The organism is Streptomyces sp. NPDC018263 (assembly GCF_055562575.1).
Genome location: NZ_JBVHFA010000001.1, coordinates 860695 through 875085, shown reverse-complemented (window position 1 = coordinate 875085; position 14391 = coordinate 860695). Strand labels below are relative to the sequence as shown.

Annotated in this window: 14 protein-coding genes; 8 read left to right on the top strand and 6 right to left on the bottom strand. The window is 71.8% G+C overall.

Annotated features, from left to right (window positions below; translation table 11 throughout):
* Positions 1 to 861 carry a carbohydrate ABC transporter permease gene (locus ACZ3HQ_RS04035; RefSeq protein WP_467507785.1) on the bottom strand — a complete coding sequence of 287 codons (861 nt, stop codon included), beginning with the start codon at positions 859 to 861 and terminating at the stop codon, positions 1 to 3.
* Positions 858 to 2165 (bottom strand): ABC transporter substrate-binding protein, encoded by a 1308-nt coding sequence (locus tag ACZ3HQ_RS04030; RefSeq protein ID WP_467507782.1) that lies wholly within the window; start codon positions 2163 to 2165, stop codon positions 858 to 860. Before ACZ3HQ_RS04030 ends, ACZ3HQ_RS04035 begins: the two co-directional genes overlap by 4 nt.
* 118 nt (positions 2166 to 2283) lie before the next feature.
* On the opposite strand from ACZ3HQ_RS04030, the gene ACZ3HQ_RS04025 reads away from it, so the two are divergent.
* Positions 2284 to 3312: a LacI family DNA-binding transcriptional regulator gene (locus ACZ3HQ_RS04025; protein ID WP_467507780.1), complete on the top strand. Its 1029-nt coding sequence runs from the start codon at positions 2284 to 2286 to the stop codon at positions 3310 to 3312.
* A gap of 25 nt (positions 3313 to 3337) precedes the next feature.
* On the opposite strand, the gene ACZ3HQ_RS04020 is transcribed toward ACZ3HQ_RS04025, so the two are convergent.
* Positions 3338 to 4522, bottom strand: a complete 1185-nt coding sequence (locus tag ACZ3HQ_RS04020) for a class I SAM-dependent methyltransferase (RefSeq protein WP_467507778.1) — start codon at positions 4520 to 4522, stop codon at positions 3338 to 3340.
* A 90-nt stretch (positions 4523 to 4612) separates the two neighbouring features.
* On the opposite strand from ACZ3HQ_RS04020, the gene ACZ3HQ_RS04015 reads away from it, so the two are divergent.
* The 4 genes from ACZ3HQ_RS04015 to groL all read left to right on the top strand — a co-directional run bounded on the left by ACZ3HQ_RS04015 (position 4613) and on the right by groL (position 8433).
* Positions 4613 to 5527, top strand: coding sequence for a polysaccharide deacetylase family protein (locus ACZ3HQ_RS04015; RefSeq protein ID WP_467507776.1), 915 nt, complete (start codon positions 4613 to 4615; stop codon positions 5525 to 5527).
* Positions 5524 to 6039 (top strand): hypothetical protein, encoded by a 516-nt coding sequence (locus ACZ3HQ_RS04010; RefSeq protein ID WP_467507774.1) that lies wholly within the window; start codon positions 5524 to 5526, stop codon positions 6037 to 6039. Before ACZ3HQ_RS04015 ends, ACZ3HQ_RS04010 begins: the two co-directional genes overlap by 4 nt.
* Before the next feature lie 339 nt (positions 6040 to 6378).
* Entirely contained in the window at positions 6379 to 6687 is a 309-nt protein-coding gene (gene groES / locus ACZ3HQ_RS04005) for a co-chaperone GroES (RefSeq protein ID WP_135783711.1), read from the top strand.
* A gap of 117 nt (positions 6688 to 6804) precedes the next feature.
* Complete coding sequence (groL, locus tag ACZ3HQ_RS04000; protein WP_467507772.1) at positions 6805 to 8433, top strand: chaperonin GroEL; 1629 nt, start codon at positions 6805 to 6807, stop codon at positions 8431 to 8433.
* A gap of 99 nt (positions 8434 to 8532) precedes the next feature.
* On the opposite strand, the gene ACZ3HQ_RS03995 is transcribed toward groL, so the two are convergent.
* Positions 8533 to 9306, bottom strand: a complete 774-nt coding sequence (locus ACZ3HQ_RS03995) for an SDR family NAD(P)-dependent oxidoreductase (RefSeq protein ID WP_467507771.1) — start codon at positions 9304 to 9306, stop codon at positions 8533 to 8535.
* A gap of 42 nt (positions 9307 to 9348) precedes the next feature.
* A complete protein-coding gene (locus tag ACZ3HQ_RS03990; protein ID WP_467507769.1) occupies positions 9349 to 10017 on the bottom strand; it encodes an MOSC domain-containing protein in 669 nt (222 codons plus the stop codon).
* Between the two features lie 80 nt (positions 10018 to 10097).
* Between ACZ3HQ_RS03990 and ACZ3HQ_RS03985 the strand changes: the two genes are divergently transcribed.
* Positions 10098 to 10997, top strand: a complete 900-nt coding sequence (locus tag ACZ3HQ_RS03985; RefSeq protein WP_467507766.1) for a LysR family transcriptional regulator — start codon at positions 10098 to 10100, stop codon at positions 10995 to 10997.
* Between the two features lie 53 nt (positions 10998 to 11050).
* Here the strand turns inward: ACZ3HQ_RS03985 and ACZ3HQ_RS03980 are convergent, their stop codons facing one another.
* A complete protein-coding gene (locus ACZ3HQ_RS03980; RefSeq protein ID WP_031180829.1) occupies positions 11051 to 11374 on the bottom strand; it encodes a WhiB family transcriptional regulator in 324 nt (107 codons plus the stop codon).
* 381 nt (positions 11375 to 11755) lie between these two features.
* Here ACZ3HQ_RS03980 and ACZ3HQ_RS03975 point away from each other — a divergent pair, with 381 nt between their 5' ends.
* Together ACZ3HQ_RS03975 and ACZ3HQ_RS03970 are read left to right on the top strand one after the other, a co-directional pair.
* Positions 11756 to 12367, top strand: coding sequence for a response regulator transcription factor (locus ACZ3HQ_RS03975; RefSeq protein ID WP_003948568.1), 612 nt, complete (start codon positions 11756 to 11758; stop codon positions 12365 to 12367).
* A gap of 1369 nt (positions 12368 to 13736) precedes the next feature.
* A complete protein-coding gene (locus tag ACZ3HQ_RS03970) occupies positions 13737 to 14324 on the top strand; it encodes a sigma-70 family RNA polymerase sigma factor (RefSeq protein ID WP_030811807.1) in 588 nt (195 codons plus the stop codon).
* Positions 14325 to 14391 lie beyond the last annotated feature (67 nt).

The window sequence follows — 14391 nt, the reverse complement described above, 5'->3', positions numbered from 1 at the left end:
TCACATCCCTTCCCGGGTGCTGCGCATGGCGCCGAAGCCGGTCACCCGGACCAGCAGCAGCGACAGCGCGGTGGCGGCCACGACCAGGAAGGACGCGATGGCGCTCGCGTAGCCGAAGTCGTAACTCTTGAAGCCCGACTCGTACATCAGGTACGGCAGGATCGCGGTGTCGGTGCCGGGGCCGCCCTGGGTGAGGATCAGCACGGTCTCGAAGTAGGTCAGCGAGCCGACCACCATCAGCACCAGCGAGGTCGCCGCGGTGTTGCGGAGCTGCGGGAGCGTGATGGAGCGGAACCGGCGCAGCCGGCCGGCGCCGTCGATCGCGGCCGCCTGGTAGAGCACCTCGGGGATCTGCCGGGCGCCGCCCTGGTAGATCAGGGTGTGGAACGGGATGAACTGCCAGCCGCCGACGAAGACCAGCGCGAGGAACGCCCCGGAGGTGGTGCCGAGGGTGTCGCCGGGCACGATGCCGAAGTTGGGGTCGAGCAGGGCGTAGAACAGCAGCGAGACGGCGGTCGAGGAGAGCAGGAACGGGACGAAGAAGACCGCCGACAGCACCGCCCGGTTGCGCTGCGGGCCCGCCGCCCAGACGCCGAGGAGCAGGGCGGCGGTCGTCTGGAAGGCGCAGCTCACCACGGTCAGCGCGACGGTGACGGCCAGCGAGCGGGTGAGCCGGCCGTCGGTCAGCAGGGCGTGCCAGTTGGCCAGTCCGGCCGGGCGGGGCTCGCCCAGGCCGTTCCAGGAGGTGAAGGACAGGCCGAAGGCCAGGGCCATCGGAACCAGGGCGAAGAAGCCGAAGAACAGCACGGCGGGCAGCGCCCAGGAGGGGTGCGGGCGTCCGGCGCCTCTCGTGGGGCTCACTTCAGCGCCTTCAGCGCCGCCACGAACCGTTCCGGCGACGACTTGCCGACGAACAGCTTGTTGATCTCGGTGAGCATCGGGGTGGCCGCGTCCGGGTCGACCGCCTGGTCCCAGCTCAGGGTGAAGGCGGGGGCCTCGCGGACCATCCGGTACTGGAAGCGGGCGAACTCGGGGCTGGGGGAGGCGTCCAGCAGTTTTTCGGCGTTCGCGGTGGCCGGCACGTCTCCGTTGGCGATCAGCTCGCGGGCGTAGGTGTCCGAGGCGCAGGTGCGCAGGAAGGCGAGCGCGGTGTCCTTGTTCTGGGTACGGGCGTTCACGGACCAGTAGTTGGTGGGGTTGCCGACCACGTTGCGGATGTCACCGGCGCCGCCGTCGAACTCCGGGAACGCGCACCAGCCGAGGTGCTTCCGGGCGAAGTCCGGGAACTTGCCGAGCTGGGTGGAGTACTCCCAGGACCCCATCAGATGCATGGCGGCCTTGCCCTTGGCGAGTGCGGCCGGGGCCCCGCCGTTGGTGTACGCGACCGAGCTGAAGCCCTTGCCGAAGGCGCCGTCGTCGACGAGTTCCCGTACCGTCCGGGCGGCCGTCAGCACGGCGGGGTCGCCCCAGCCGGCCCGGTCGCCGTTCTTGATCCGGTCGAAGACCTTCGGGCCGCCGATCCGGTCCACCAGGTACTCCAGCCACATGAGTTCGGGCCAGATGTCGGCGCCGCCGAGGGCGAACGGGGTGATCCCGGCCTTCCTGAGCTTCGCGTTGTTGTCGAGGAGCTGGTCCCAGGTGGCGGGCGGCTTCAGGCCGTGCTCGGTGAACAGGGTCTTGTTGTAGAAGAGGACCACCGGCTGCATGCCGCGCATCGGGATGCCGTACTCCCGGCCGCCGAGCGCCCCGGCGGCGAGGACGGAGGGCAGGAAGCCGTCCTTCAGTACCGGGTCAGCGGCGATGGTGCCGGTGAGGTCGAGGATCTGGCCGGCCTCCCGGTACGCCTTGATGGAGCCGCCGCCCCAGTTGAAGAACACGTCGGGGGCGTTGGGCGAGCCCATCGCGGTGCGCAGTTTGGCCGGGTACTCCGCGCCGGGCACCTTCTCCAGTTTGAGGCTGCCCTTGGTCTCGCGGGCCGCCGCCGAGGAGTTGAACCGGGAGACCGCCTTGGCCTGCACCTTCGCCGCGTCGTCGCCGTACACGAACGCGGTGAGGGTGCCGTCCGAGCCGCCGGGGCCGCCCGATCCGCAGGCGGTGAGACCGGCGGCCGAGACGAGGGCGGTGGTGCCCGCGCCGAGGAACCAGCGTCTGCTGTAGGTCTCCATGTGCCGGGCACCCCTCACGATCGCTGCCGAAAGTTTCGATCAGAAACTCGAATGTTCCGGGAACGTAAGGCCGTCCTGAGGGTTCGTCAAGGGGTCGCGCAGGACTACGATCACGCCCATGGAACCGCCGAAGACCGCAGCGAAGCGGAGCGCCACGCTCGCCGAGATCGCCCGAGAGGCCGGGGTGTCGGCTCCGACTGTTTCGAAGGTGCTGAACGGCCGGGCCGACGTGGCCGCGGCCACCCGTACCCGCGTCGAGGAGCTGCTGCGCACCCACGGCTACCGGCGCAGGCGGGCCGAGGTGACCCGCTCGCCGCTGATCGACCTGGTCTTCCACGAGCTGGAGAGCGCCTGGGCGATGGAGGTCATCCGGGGCGTGGAGAACGTGGCCCGCGACGCCGGGCTGAGCGTGGTCCTCTCCGAGAGCGCCGGGCGCCTCACACCGGGCCGGACCTGGGCCGACCAGGTGGCCGGTCGCCGGCCGCACGGGGTGATCCTGGTGCTGTCCGGGCTCGACGCGGCCCAGCAGGCGCTGCTCACCAGCCGGTCGGTGCCCTTCGTGGTGATGGACCCGGCGGGCGATCCGGGGGCGGACGTCCCCTCGGTCGGCGCCACCAACTGGCAGGGCGGACTCGCCGCCACCCGGCATCTGATCGACCTCGGCCACACCCGGATCGGCGCGATCGGCGGACCCTCGCGCATGATGTGCGCCCGCGCCCGCCTCGACGGCTACCGGTCAGCGCTGGAGACCACCGGGCTCCCCGCCGACCCGGCACTGATCCGGGAGGGCGACTTCCACCACGAGTCCGGCCACCGCCTCGGCCTCGACCTGCTGGGCCGCCCCGACCGGCCCACGGCCGTCTTCGCGGGCAACGACCTCCAGGCGCTCGGCCTGTACGAGGCCGCCCGCGAACTGGGCTTGCGGGTCCCGGAGGACGTGAGCGTCGTCGGCTTCGACGACCTGCCCGTCGCCCGCTGGGTGGGCCCGCCGCTGACCACCGTGCGCCAGCCGCTGACCGAGATGGCCGAGGCGGCGGCGCGGCTGGTGCTGGAGCTGGGGCGGGGGGAGCGGGAGCGGGAGCGGACGGCGACCCGGCTGGAGCTGGCGACCAGTCTGGTGGTGCGGTCGAGCACCGCCGCTCCCTGAGGGCGTTTCGAAACTTTCGAAGAGGCTACGCCGGGTGCCCGATCAGCATGGTCGGCGCGCCCGCCACGCGGGTCATGAACACGGTCGCCGCGTTGGGTCCCTGCGGCTTGACCTTCCGCCGCAGCTCCTCCGGCTCCACCGCCGAACCGCGCTTCTTCACCGTCAGGTTGCCGACCCCGCGCTCCCGCAGCAGCGCCTTGAGCTTCTTGACGTTGAACGGCATCCGGTCGGTGATCTCGTAGGCGGTGGCGTACGGGGTCGGACGGAGTTCGTCGGCGGTGATGTATGCGATCGTCTCGTCCAGCAGGCCGCCGTCCAGTTCCTCGGCGACCTCCGCGACCAGATGGGCCCGGATCACCGCGCCGTCGGGCTCGTACAGGTACCGGCCGGGCGGGCGGACCGCCGGGTCGGGCAGGCCCCGGCCCCGAAGGGTGCGCGGGCCGGGGAGGAGGGTGGCGCGGACGCCGCCGGGGGCTCCGGCGCCGAACCAGAGCACGGCCTCCTTCACATCACCCCCGTCCGAGATCCACTCCGCCTCGGCCTCGGCGGGCACCGCCTCGTGCGGGATGCCGGGCGCGATCTTGAGGGCGGCGCGGGGCGCGGCGAGCGCGGTCGCCACGGCCCAGGACAGGGGCGGTGAGTACGCCTCCGGGTCGAAGATGCGCCCGCGTCCGCCGCGCCGGGCGGGGTCCACGAACACCGCGTCGTATCCGGCGGTGCCGACCTCGGTGACGTCGGCCTCACGCACCTCGATCAGCTCGCCGAGGCCCAGCACCTCGGCGTTGGCCCGCGCGACGGCGGCGGTCAGCGGGTCCCGGTCCACCGCGAGGACCCGGATGCCCGCGCGGGCCAGGGCGAGCGCGTCGCCGCCGATCCCGCAGCACAGGTCGGCCACCGAGGTGACCCCGAGCGCCCGCATCCGCTCCGCGCGGTACGCGGCCACGCTCGCCCGCGTCGACTGCTCGACCCCGTTGGGCGTGAAGAACATCCGCCGCGCGTCCTCCGCGCCGAACTTGGCCTCCGCCCGCTGCCGCAGCCGGGCCTGGCCGAGCGCGGCCGACACCAGCCCCGCCGGGTGGGTGCGGCGCAGCCGGGTGGCCACGGCGAGTTCGTCGGCCGGCGCGGTGCCGCGCACCTCGTCGAGGAGGGCCCGGCCCTCGTCGGTGCGCAGCGCGTGGAATCCCTGGAGGGCGGAGAGCTGGTCGTTCACCGGCTCATTGTGGGCCAGTCGGTGGACCGTACGCCTCCGGCGGCGGTGTCGGGCCGGGATCGGGGCGGGGTCCTGCCAAGATCCGGCACCATGCGACATGTAGGACAAAATGACAAATCCCGGGCCAGGTCCCGGTCCCTGGCCGTGCGTTGCTCGGTCGCCGCGCTGGCCACCGCCGCCGTCCTCACCGGCTGCTCGGGCCCCGGCTCCGCCGGCTCCGCGCCCATCGGGCAGAAAGGCCCCGCCAAGGCCCCTGACGCCGCCTCGGCCCGCCTCGCGGAGCAGCGGCGCATGGTGGCCGCGGCCCGCAAGTGGCGGCTCGACCAGGTGCCGCTCACGGCCCCGGCCCCGCCGAAGGTCAAGCCGAGGATCACCGCGCGCGCGGGCTTCGAGGTGGACCACCAGGAGGACGAGAACCTCCCCCCGGTCTTCACCACCGTCCCCACCGACAAGAAGATCGTCTTCCTCACCATCGACGACGGCGCGGAGAAGGACCCCCGGTTCCTTCAGATGATGCGGGAGCTGAAGGTCCCGTACACCTCCTTCCTCAGCGACTACCTGGTGAAGGACGACTACGGCTACTTCCGCAAGAGCCAGGCGTACGGCAACACGCTCGACAACCACACGCTGACGCACCCGTACCTGCCCGGCCTCTCCTACGAGCAGCAGCGCCAGGAGATCTGCGGCATGCAGGACGTCATGGAGAAGCAGTTCGGCAAGCGCCCCGAGGTCCTGCGCCCGCCCTACGGCGACTACAACCAGGACACCCTGCGCGCGGCCAAGTCCTGCGGCATCAAGTACGCGCCGATCTGGAACGAGGAGGTCTTCGTCGACCACTGGGAGTACCGCGAGGACGACCGGCGACTGCGCAAGGGCGACATCGTCCTCACCCACTTCCGGGGCACCGACGAATGGGACGGCACGATGGTCGACGACATGCGCCGCTTCCTCGACAAGGTCACCCGCGAGGGGTACGCCGTGGCACGCCTGGAGGACTACCTGTGAGGCGCCGGGCGCGGCCGGCCCACCGTGCGGCACGGGCCCTCGCGCTCGCCTCGGCCGCCCTGCTGCTCACCGGCTGCGCCCAGTCGGTCGACCCCATCGAACGCCTCGGCAAGAAGGCCGCGCAGGGCGTCCGCCACTCGGCCCCGGCGCCGGCCCGCCCCCTCTCGGCCCGTACGGGAACGCGCGCGGTGGACCACGTGCCCACGGCCGACCGGGTCGTCTTCCTGACCTACGACGAGCGGGCCGCGCGGGACCGCGACCTGGCTTCACTGGTCCACGAACTGCGCCTCCCGGTCACCGTCTTCACCCGCGCCGACGCCCCCGTCCAATGGCGCGCCAGAACCACCCACCACGGCCTCACCTACCGGGGCGCCCCCGAACACCTGACCCCTGGCGACATCATCCGCATCACCCCGGACGGCGAGGGCGGTCTGGCCGGGCGCACGGCGCGAGTGCTGAAGGAGGCCCACGAGCGGGGCCTGACGGCGGGAAAGCTGACCGACTACCTCTAGGCACTCCAGCCCGTCTGGGGGTGCCCCCTCTGGGGGAGCTTGAGGACGAGGCCCGTCCAGGGCCGAGCGGGGGCCCGGGGGCGGCAGCCCCCTGGACGGCACCCGCACCAACGGCACAGTGAAGCCACGCCAAAGAGGTACCCGTCCCCGACGCGCCGCACGGCAATTGGCACTCCGCTTGACCGAGTGCTAACCCCGGTCATAGTCTCGGCTCTGGCACTCGGCACGCGAGAGTGCCAACAAAGCGACGGGCAGGTCCGGCACCCGCGACGACGGATCGACCTGGTCGCCACCTCAGACAGTCAACCCCGTGAATTCTCAGAAGGGGGAGGTCGGATCGTGACGACCGCCAGCTCCAAGGTTGCCATCAAGCCGCTCGAGGACCGCATCGTGGTCCAGCCGCTGGATGCCGAGCAGACCACGGCCTCGGGCCTGGTCATCCCGGACACCGCGAAGGAGAAGCCCCAGGAGGGCGCCGTCCTCGCCGTCGGTCCGGGCCGCTTCGAGAACGGCGAGCGCCTGCCGCTCGACGTCAAGGTCGGCGACATCGTGCTGTACAGCAAGTACGGCGGCACCGAGGTGAAGTACAACGGCGACGAGTACCTCGTCCTCTCGGCCCGCGACGTTCTCGCGGTCATCGAGAAGTAGTTCACCCCGAAGCATCTGCTTCATCACTGCGCCCCTGGTTCCCGCGACCATCAAGAAGCCGGGCGGCCGGGGGCGCAGGCACATCCACCCAGATTTTCCGAGAGGGCTCCCGCTGTCATGGCGAAGACACTGAAGTTCGACGAGGACGCCCGTCGCGCCCTTGAGCGCGGCGTCAACAAGCTGGCCGACACGGTGAAGGTGACGATCGGCCCCCGCGGCCGCAACGTCGTCATCGACAAGAAGTTCGGCGCCCCGACCATCACCAACGACGGTGTCACGATCGCCCGTGAGGTCGAGATCGAGGACCCGTTCGAGAACCTCGGCGCCCAGCTCGTGAAGGAGGTGGCGACCAAGACCAACGACATCGCGGGTGACGGCACCACCACCGCCACCGTGCTCGCCCAGGCCCTGGTCCGCGAGGGCCTGAAGAACGTCGCCGCCGGCGCGTCCCCGGCCGCCCTGAAGAAGGGCATCGACGCCGCCGTCAAGGCCGTCTCCGAGGACCTGCTCGCCTCCGCGCGCCCGATCGACGAGAAGTCCGACATCGCCGCCGTCGCCGCGCTGTCCGCCCAGGACCAACAGGTCGGCGAGCTGATCGCCGAGGCCATGGACAAGGTCGGCAAGGACGGTGTCATCACCGTCGAGGAGTCCAACACCTTCGGTCTGGAGCTGGACTTCACCGAGGGCATGGCCTTCGACAAGGGCTACCTGTCCCCGTACTTCGTCACCGACCAGGAGCGTATGGAGGCCGTCCTCGACGACCCGTACATCCTGATCAACCAGGGCAAGATCTCCTCGATCACCGAGCTGCTCCCGCTGCTCGAGAAGATCATCCAGACCAACGCCTCGAAGCCGCTGCTGATCATCGCCGAGGACGTCGAGGGCGAGGCCCTGTCGACCCTGGTGGTCAACAAGATCCGCGGCACCTTCAACGCCGTCGCGGTGAAGGCCCCCGGCTTCGGCGACCGCCGCAAGGCGATGCTCCAGGACATGGCCGTCCTCACCGGCGCCACCGTCATCTCCGAGGAGGTCGGCCTCAAGCTCGACCAGGCCGGTCTCGACGTGCTGGGCACCGCCCGCCGCGTGACCGTCACCAAGGACGACACCACGATCGTCGAGGGCGGCGGCAACGCGGCCGACCTGACGGGCCGCGTCGCGCAGATCAAGGCCGAGATCGAGAACACCGACTCCGACTGGGACCGCGAGAAGCTCCAGGAGCGCCTCGCGAAGCTGGCCGGCGGCGTGTGCGTGATCAAGGTCGGCGCCGCCACCGAGGTGGAGCTGAAGGAGAAGAAGCACCGTCTGGAGGACGCCATCTCCGCGACCCGCGCCGCGGTCGAGGAGGGCATCGTCTCCGGTGGTGGCTCCGCGCTGGTCCACTCCGCGAAGGTCCTCCAGGACGGTCTGGGCAAGACCGGTGACGAGGCCACCGGCGTGAGCGTCGTCCGCAACGCGGTCGTCGAGCCGCTGCGCTGGATCGGCGAGAACGCCGGCCAGGAGGGCTACGTCATCGTCTCCAAGGTCAAGGACATGGAGAAGGGCCAGGGCTACAACGCCGCCACCGGCGAGTACGGCGACCTGGTCAAGGCCGGTGTCATCGACCCGGTCAAGGTCACCCGCTCCGCCCTGGAGAACGCCGCCTCCATCGCCTCCCTCCTCCTCACGACCGAGACCCTGGTCGTCGAGAAGAAGGAAGAGGAAGAGGCCGCGGCCGGCCACGGCCACAGCCACGGCCACTCCCACTGAGGCAACCCGCCTTAACCGCTAGCGACTTCGCCCCGCCGGGATTCTCCTGGCGGGGCGAAGTGCTGTGTCAGCGGTCTTCCGGCTCCGGGACGGCCTCCGTCAGCGTGGTCCGTACTTGCGGCCCGTGCGGGCGCTGATTCCGCCCAGGAGGTTGCGGGGGGCCACCTTGGCGAGGCCCATGAGGGCCTTGTAGCGGGGGTCGGGGATGGAGACGGTCTTGTTGCGGGCGAGGTCGTCGAGGGCCTCGGCGACGAGTTTGTCGGCGTCGAGCCACATCCAGCCGGGGATGTTGTCCGTGCCCATGCCGGCCCGCTCGTGGAACTCGGTGCGGACGAAGCCGGGGCACAGGGCCATCAGCCGGACCCCGCTGCCCGCCAGGTCCTTCGCCGCGCCCTGGGTGAACTGCACGACCCACGCCTTCGAGGCGCCGTACGTACCGCGCGGGACGAAGGCCGCCACCGAGGCGACGTTCACCACCCCGCCGCGCCCGCGCTCGCGCATCGCCTCCACCGCCGCCGAGGTCAGCCGGAGCACCGCCTCGCAGTGGACCTTGAGCATGCGCAGCTCGTCGGCCATGGAGACGTCGAGATAGCGGCCCTTGTTGCCGAACCCGGCGTTGTTGACCAGCAGGTCGACCGGGTGCTTGCGGTCACCGAGCCGCTCGGCCACCGTCTCGATGCCCTTGTCCTCGGCGAGGTCGGCGGTCAGCACCTCCGCCTCGATGCCGTGCCGGTCGTGCAACTCGGTCGCCTGCTCCCGCAGCCGCGCCGTGTCGCGCGCCACCAGCACCAGGTCGTGCCCGTCCGCCGCCAGCCGCCGCGCGAACGCGGCGCCGATGCCCGCGGTCGATCCCGTAATCAGAGCCGTTGTCATGGCCCAAGAGTAGGGCGGCCGCCAATCCGTGGTGACGGCCGCTCAGCGTGCCTGGTCCGCCAGGTACTTGTGGACCCGGGCCAGCGTCTCGCCGTGCAGCGCGTCGCCCGCCGCGAGCAGCGACGGCAGCAGTTCCCGCTCGGTGGTGACCGCGCGGAACTGCGTCGCCGCCGTCACCCCGTGGTCCGGCCGGCGCACGATCTCCACCGCGTCCCCGGCCCGTATCTCGCCCGGTTCGATCACCCGCAGGTAGGCACCCGTGACGGCCTTCCGGGTGAACCTCTTCACCCAGCCTCGCTCGGCCATATGGCCCTGGAACGTCCGGCACGGAATCCGCCCCGCCGTCACCTCCAGCACCACCCGCGGCCCGATCCGCCAGCGCTCCCCGATCAGCGCCCCGGAGACGTCGAGCCCCTCGGTGGTCAGGTTCTCCCCGAAGCAGCCGTTGGCGAGGGTCCGTCCCAGCTCGCGTTCCCAGTCGTCGAGGTCCTCGCGCGCGAAGGCGTACACCGCCTGGTCGTCCCCGCCGTGATGGCGCAGCTCGCACACCGCGTCCCCGGCCAGCCCGCTGCCGCCGACCCCCTTCGGCCCCGGTGCCGCCACCCGCACCGGACCCTCGACGGGCCGCTTGTCGATGCCCGTCACCCCCTCGGCCTGGTCGGTGTACGGCACCGCGCGGGGTCGCCCCAGATTGACGGAGAGAAGCTTCATGCGCGCACGGTACGTGACCGCCGCCCAAAGCGTCGACGCGATATCGGGACCCGCTCCCAAGCACCGCTTATGCTCGAAGGGTGATCGAGGCCCGCCATCTCCGCGTCCTGCGCGCCGTCGCCACCACCGGTTCCTTCTCGGCGGCGGGGCGCGAACTGGGCTGCACCCAGCCCGCCGTCAGCCAGCAGATGAAGGCGCTCGAAGCCTCCGTCGGCACCCCGCTGCTGGTCCGGGGCGGCCGCGAGATGCGGCTGACCCAGGCCGGGGAAGCCCTGGTCAGGCACGCCTCCGGCATCCTCGCCGGGCTCACCGCGGCCGAGGAGGAGGTCGCGGCCATCGCCGGCCTGCGCGCGGGCCGGGTCCGGCTGGTCTCCTTCCCCAGCGGCACCTCCACCCTGGTCCCCACCGCGCTGGCCGCCCTGCGCGCCGCCCACCCCGGCACCCGCGTCTTCCTGGAGGAGGCCGAGCCGCCGAGGTCGGTCGAGCTGCTGCGCGAGGGCGACTGCGACGTGGCCCTCGCCTTCCGCTACCAGGGCGCCCCCGCCACCGAGGAGTGGGACGACCTGGTCGTACGACGGCTGCTGACGGACCGTCTGGTCGCCCTGGTCCCCGAGCGGCACCGGCTCGCGGGCGCCGAGTCCGTCGCCATCGGGGAGCTGGCCGAGGAGCCCTGGATCGCGGGCTGCCCGCGCTGCCGGGGCCGGCTCGTGCAGGTCTGCGAGGGCGCCGGGTTCACCCCCCGCATCGACTTCGCCACCGACGACTACCCGGCCGTGGTCGGCCTGGTCGGCGCCGGCCTGGGCGTGGCCGTACTGCCCCAGCTCGCGGTGGAGTCGGTCCGGCCCAGGGGAGTGCGCGTGGTCCGGCTGGAGCCGGCGGTACGACGGGAGATCGTCGCCCTCACCCTGCCCGACCTGGCCCAGGTCCCCGCCGTGGCCGCGACCCTGGAACAGCTCGGCAGGGCGGCCGCGCGTCCTTAGGCACGGCTCAGGGGCACGCGGGTGCGTGCCCTGGTCGTCGCAGAAACGTTCCTTCAGGCGTGGGAGCCGGGGCTCCCGCTGGTGGTGGACACCAGGCGGTTGCGCGCCCGGCCCATCAGCTCTTCGCGCTCGTCCTCGGTCAGCCCGCCCCACACGCCGTACGGCTCACGCACCGCCAACGCGTGCGCCGCGCACTGCGCTCGGACCGGGCACCGCATGCAGACCTCCTTGGCCGAGTTCTCGCGTGCACTCCGCGCCGCACCGCGCTCGCCCTCCGGGTGGAAGAAGAGCGAGCTGTCCACCCCTCGGCAGGCTGCCAGCAACTGCCAGTCCCACAGGTCCGCGTTCGGTCCGGGAAGGCGGGAGAAATCTGCCATTACGTGACCCCTTGTAGCCGTTCTGGGCGGATACCGTGCCTTCGACCGTACATCTCCGGTCTAAGGAGATGAAAATATGACTCATTGCGAATCTAGCCTCAGACACCGAGAAACGGGAGCAAAAGCGACTAAATGGGGCACAAGTTGTGCGGAAATCCCGTGGGTCCGGGGCGCATGACGGCACCGTGTCCGAGCCCTCACGTAGAGTGCCGAAGTCAGTACGCCGACCCGTAACTCTTTCGGGTGACCGTCGTTGAGAGTGCGGAGGCGGTTGAAAACACAAGTGCTCGGGCAGGCGTCCGAGACGGTCGACCGCACAGGTGACGATTCCGTACCAGCCTGGAGGCTCAAGGTGACGCGCATCAGCTCCGGAGGGCGGTCATGACTTCCGTCCTCGTCTGCGACGACTCCCCGCTTGCCCGAGAGGCGCTTCGCCGCGCGGTTGCGACCGTGCCCGGCGTCGAGCGCGTGACGACGGCTGCCAACGGCGAGGAAGTCCTCCGCCGCTGGGGCGCCGACCGCTCCGACCTCATTCTCATGGACGTACGCATGCCCGGCCTGGGCGGCGTCGAGACCGTGCGCCGTCTGCTGTCCGCCGATCCGGGCGCGCGCATCATCATGCTGACCGTCGCCGAGGACCTCGACGGCGTCGCCCTCGCGGTCGCCGCGGGTGCGCGGGGCTACCTGCACAAGGACGCCTCGCGTGCCGAGCTGCGGGCGACGGTGACGCAGGCCCTCGCCGATCCGACCTGGCGGCTGGCCCCGCGCCGGCTGCGCTCGGCCGAGATGGGCGCGGCGCCCACGCTCACCGCGCGCGAGATCCAGGTGCTGGAGGGGATGAGCCACGGCCGCTCCAACGCGGAGATCGGCCGCGAGCTGTTCCTCTCCGAGGACACCGTCAAGACCCACGCCCGGCGCCTGTTCAAGAAGCTCGGCGCCTCGGACCGCGCCCACGCGGTGGCACTCGGCTTCCGCTGGGGACTGGTCCGGTAACGCATGCGCAGCCGCTGCGCTCGGCCTCGGCCGTGGGGCTCTCGGCGGGCGTTGGAGGGTGTGGGTGCGCGCGGGCGCCGGGTGGTGTTGGCCGGTGCTGGGTCGGGTGCCCTCGCTTGGGCGAACTCGGCCGGTGTTGGGTCGGGTGCCCTCAGTTGGGTGAACTGGGCCGGTGTTGGGTCGGGTGCCCTCAGTTGGGTGAACTCGGTCGGTGCAGAGTCGGGTGCTCTCGCTTGGGTGGACTCGGCCGGTGTTGGGGCGGGTGCTCTCGCGTGGGCGAACTGGGCCGGTGTCGGGGCGGGTGCCCTCAGTTGGGTGAACTCGGCCGGTGCAGAGTCGGGGGCTCCCGCTCTGGCGAACTCGGCCGGTGCCGGTGGGCCTCATCGGTCCGGCTCGCCGGGGGAACCGGGGGCATCCGCCGGTGCCGGGGATGTGCTCGTGGCCGGTGGCCGGGTGGCTGCCGGGACCGGGTCGAGTCCGGCTGTCGGCGGTGCGCTTCGCGGAGGCGGCCGGGTTCGGGCGGGTGCCCCGCGTGAGAGACGCCGGACGGGATCGGCCGCGGTCGGTGCCGGATCTGGCTCGGCCGGGTCGGGCGCCGGACGGGTCCCCCGTCCTTGGGGTCCGGTGGGTCTTCGGTCGGCCGGCGGCGGTGACCGTGCCTGCGGTCCGGTGGACCTTCGGTCGGCCGGTGGTGGTGACTGTTCCTGCGGTCGGGTGGGCCTTTGGTCGGCCGGCGGTGGTGACTGTTCCTGCGGTCGGGTGGGCCTTAGGTCGGCCGGCGGTGGTGACTGTCCTTGCGGTCGGGCGGACCTTTGGTCGGCCGGTGGTGGTGACCGTGCCTGCGGTCCGGTGGGCCTTTGGTCGGCCGACGGCGGTGACCGTCCTTGCGGTCGGGCGGACCTCCGGTCGGCCGACGGCGGCGACCGTCCCTGCGGTCCGGTGGACCCTCTGTCGGCCGGTGGCGGTGACCGTGCCTGCGGTCCGGTGGAACTTCGGTCGGCCGGTGGCGGTGGCCGTCGCTGCGGTCCGGTGGACGCTCCGTTGGCCGAATGCGGTGACTGCCCCTGGGGGCCGGGTCGCTTCGTGGGAGATGGCGCAGCTCATCGGTACCTCCGTACCGACCCCGTCGGCGGCGCGTGTGGCGGAATCGCCTCCGTTCGCGGCCCGCGAGGGACCGCGTGCTGCTTGTTTCGGCGGGGATGCCGCATCCTTGAGGTGTGGAGTCTGTCGGGGACGAGTCGAGCGAGCGGAAAACGAGCGGAAGGGGAGGGCGCAGGAGATGAGTGCCGGCGCACCTGCTCATAACGCTTCGGTGCACAACCACGGACGCGATGCCACGGACCGGACGGCCGCAAGGCACCATGGACCGATGCGCGACGACGAGGCGGGCACGGCCCCCGGGCCGATCGGCCCCCTGGTGCACCGTGCCGTCGACGGGGACGAACAGGCCACGCACGACCTGCTCGCACACGTCCACCCCCTCGCCCTGCGCTACTGCCGCACCCGGCTGTCCCGGCTGCCCGGCGACGCCCGGCACTTCGTGGAGGACCTCGCGCAGGAGGTCTGCGTGGCGGTGCTGCTCGCCCTGCCGCGCTACCGCGACACCGGCCGCCCCTTCGAGGCGTTCGTGTTCGCCATCGCCTCCCACAAGGTGGCCGACCTCCAGCGTGCCGCGATGCGCCACCCCGGCTCCACCGCCGTCCCCTCGGACGAGATGCCGGAGCGCCCCGACGACTCCCTGGGCCCCGAGGAGCGCGCCCTGCTCAGCTCTGACGCCGCCTGGGCGAAGAAGCTGCTGGCCAACCTCCCCGAGAACCAGCGCGAACTGCTGCTGCTCCGGATCGCCGTGGGCTTGACCGCGGAGGAGACAGGGCAGATGTTGGGAATGTCACCAGGGGCGGTACGCGTGGCCCAGCATCGCGCGCTGAGCCGCCTGCGCGCCCTGGCCGAGCAGTAGCCGGACAGCCCCCGCACCCGGTTCCGCGCGGGCGCGCGCGTGAGCATGCGGGCCGTGGAATCCGTAC

Excerpts from the sequence above, each read along its gene's own strand:
- ACZ3HQ_RS04030 (WP_467507782.1), bottom strand. The coding sequence starts at position 2,165 with ATGGAGACCTACAGCAGACGCTGGTTCCTCGGCGCGGGCACCACCGCC.
- groL (WP_467507772.1), top strand. The coding sequence starts at position 6,805 with ATGGCGAAGACACTGAAGTTCGACGAGGACGCCCGTCGCGCCCTTGAG.
- ACZ3HQ_RS03980 (WP_031180829.1), bottom strand. The coding sequence starts at position 11,374 with ATGGCAGATTTCTCCCGCCTTCCCGGACCGAACGCGGACCTGTGGGAC.
- ACZ3HQ_RS03995 (WP_467507771.1), bottom strand. The coding sequence starts at position 9,306 with ATGACAACGGCTCTGATTACGGGATCGACCGCGGGCATCGGCGCCGCG.
- ACZ3HQ_RS03970 (WP_030811807.1), top strand. The coding sequence starts at position 13,737 with ATGCGCGACGACGAGGCGGGCACGGCCCCCGGGCCGATCGGCCCCCTG.
- ACZ3HQ_RS04025 (WP_467507780.1), top strand. The coding sequence starts at position 2,284 with ATGGAACCGCCGAAGACCGCAGCGAAGCGGAGCGCCACGCTCGCCGAG.
- ACZ3HQ_RS03975 (WP_003948568.1), top strand. The coding sequence starts at position 11,756 with ATGACTTCCGTCCTCGTCTGCGACGACTCCCCGCTTGCCCGAGAGGCG.
- ACZ3HQ_RS04015 (WP_467507776.1), top strand. The coding sequence starts at position 4,613 with ATGCGACATGTAGGACAAAATGACAAATCCCGGGCCAGGTCCCGGTCC.
- ACZ3HQ_RS03990 (WP_467507769.1), bottom strand. The coding sequence starts at position 10,017 with ATGAAGCTTCTCTCCGTCAATCTGGGGCGACCCCGCGCGGTGCCGTAC.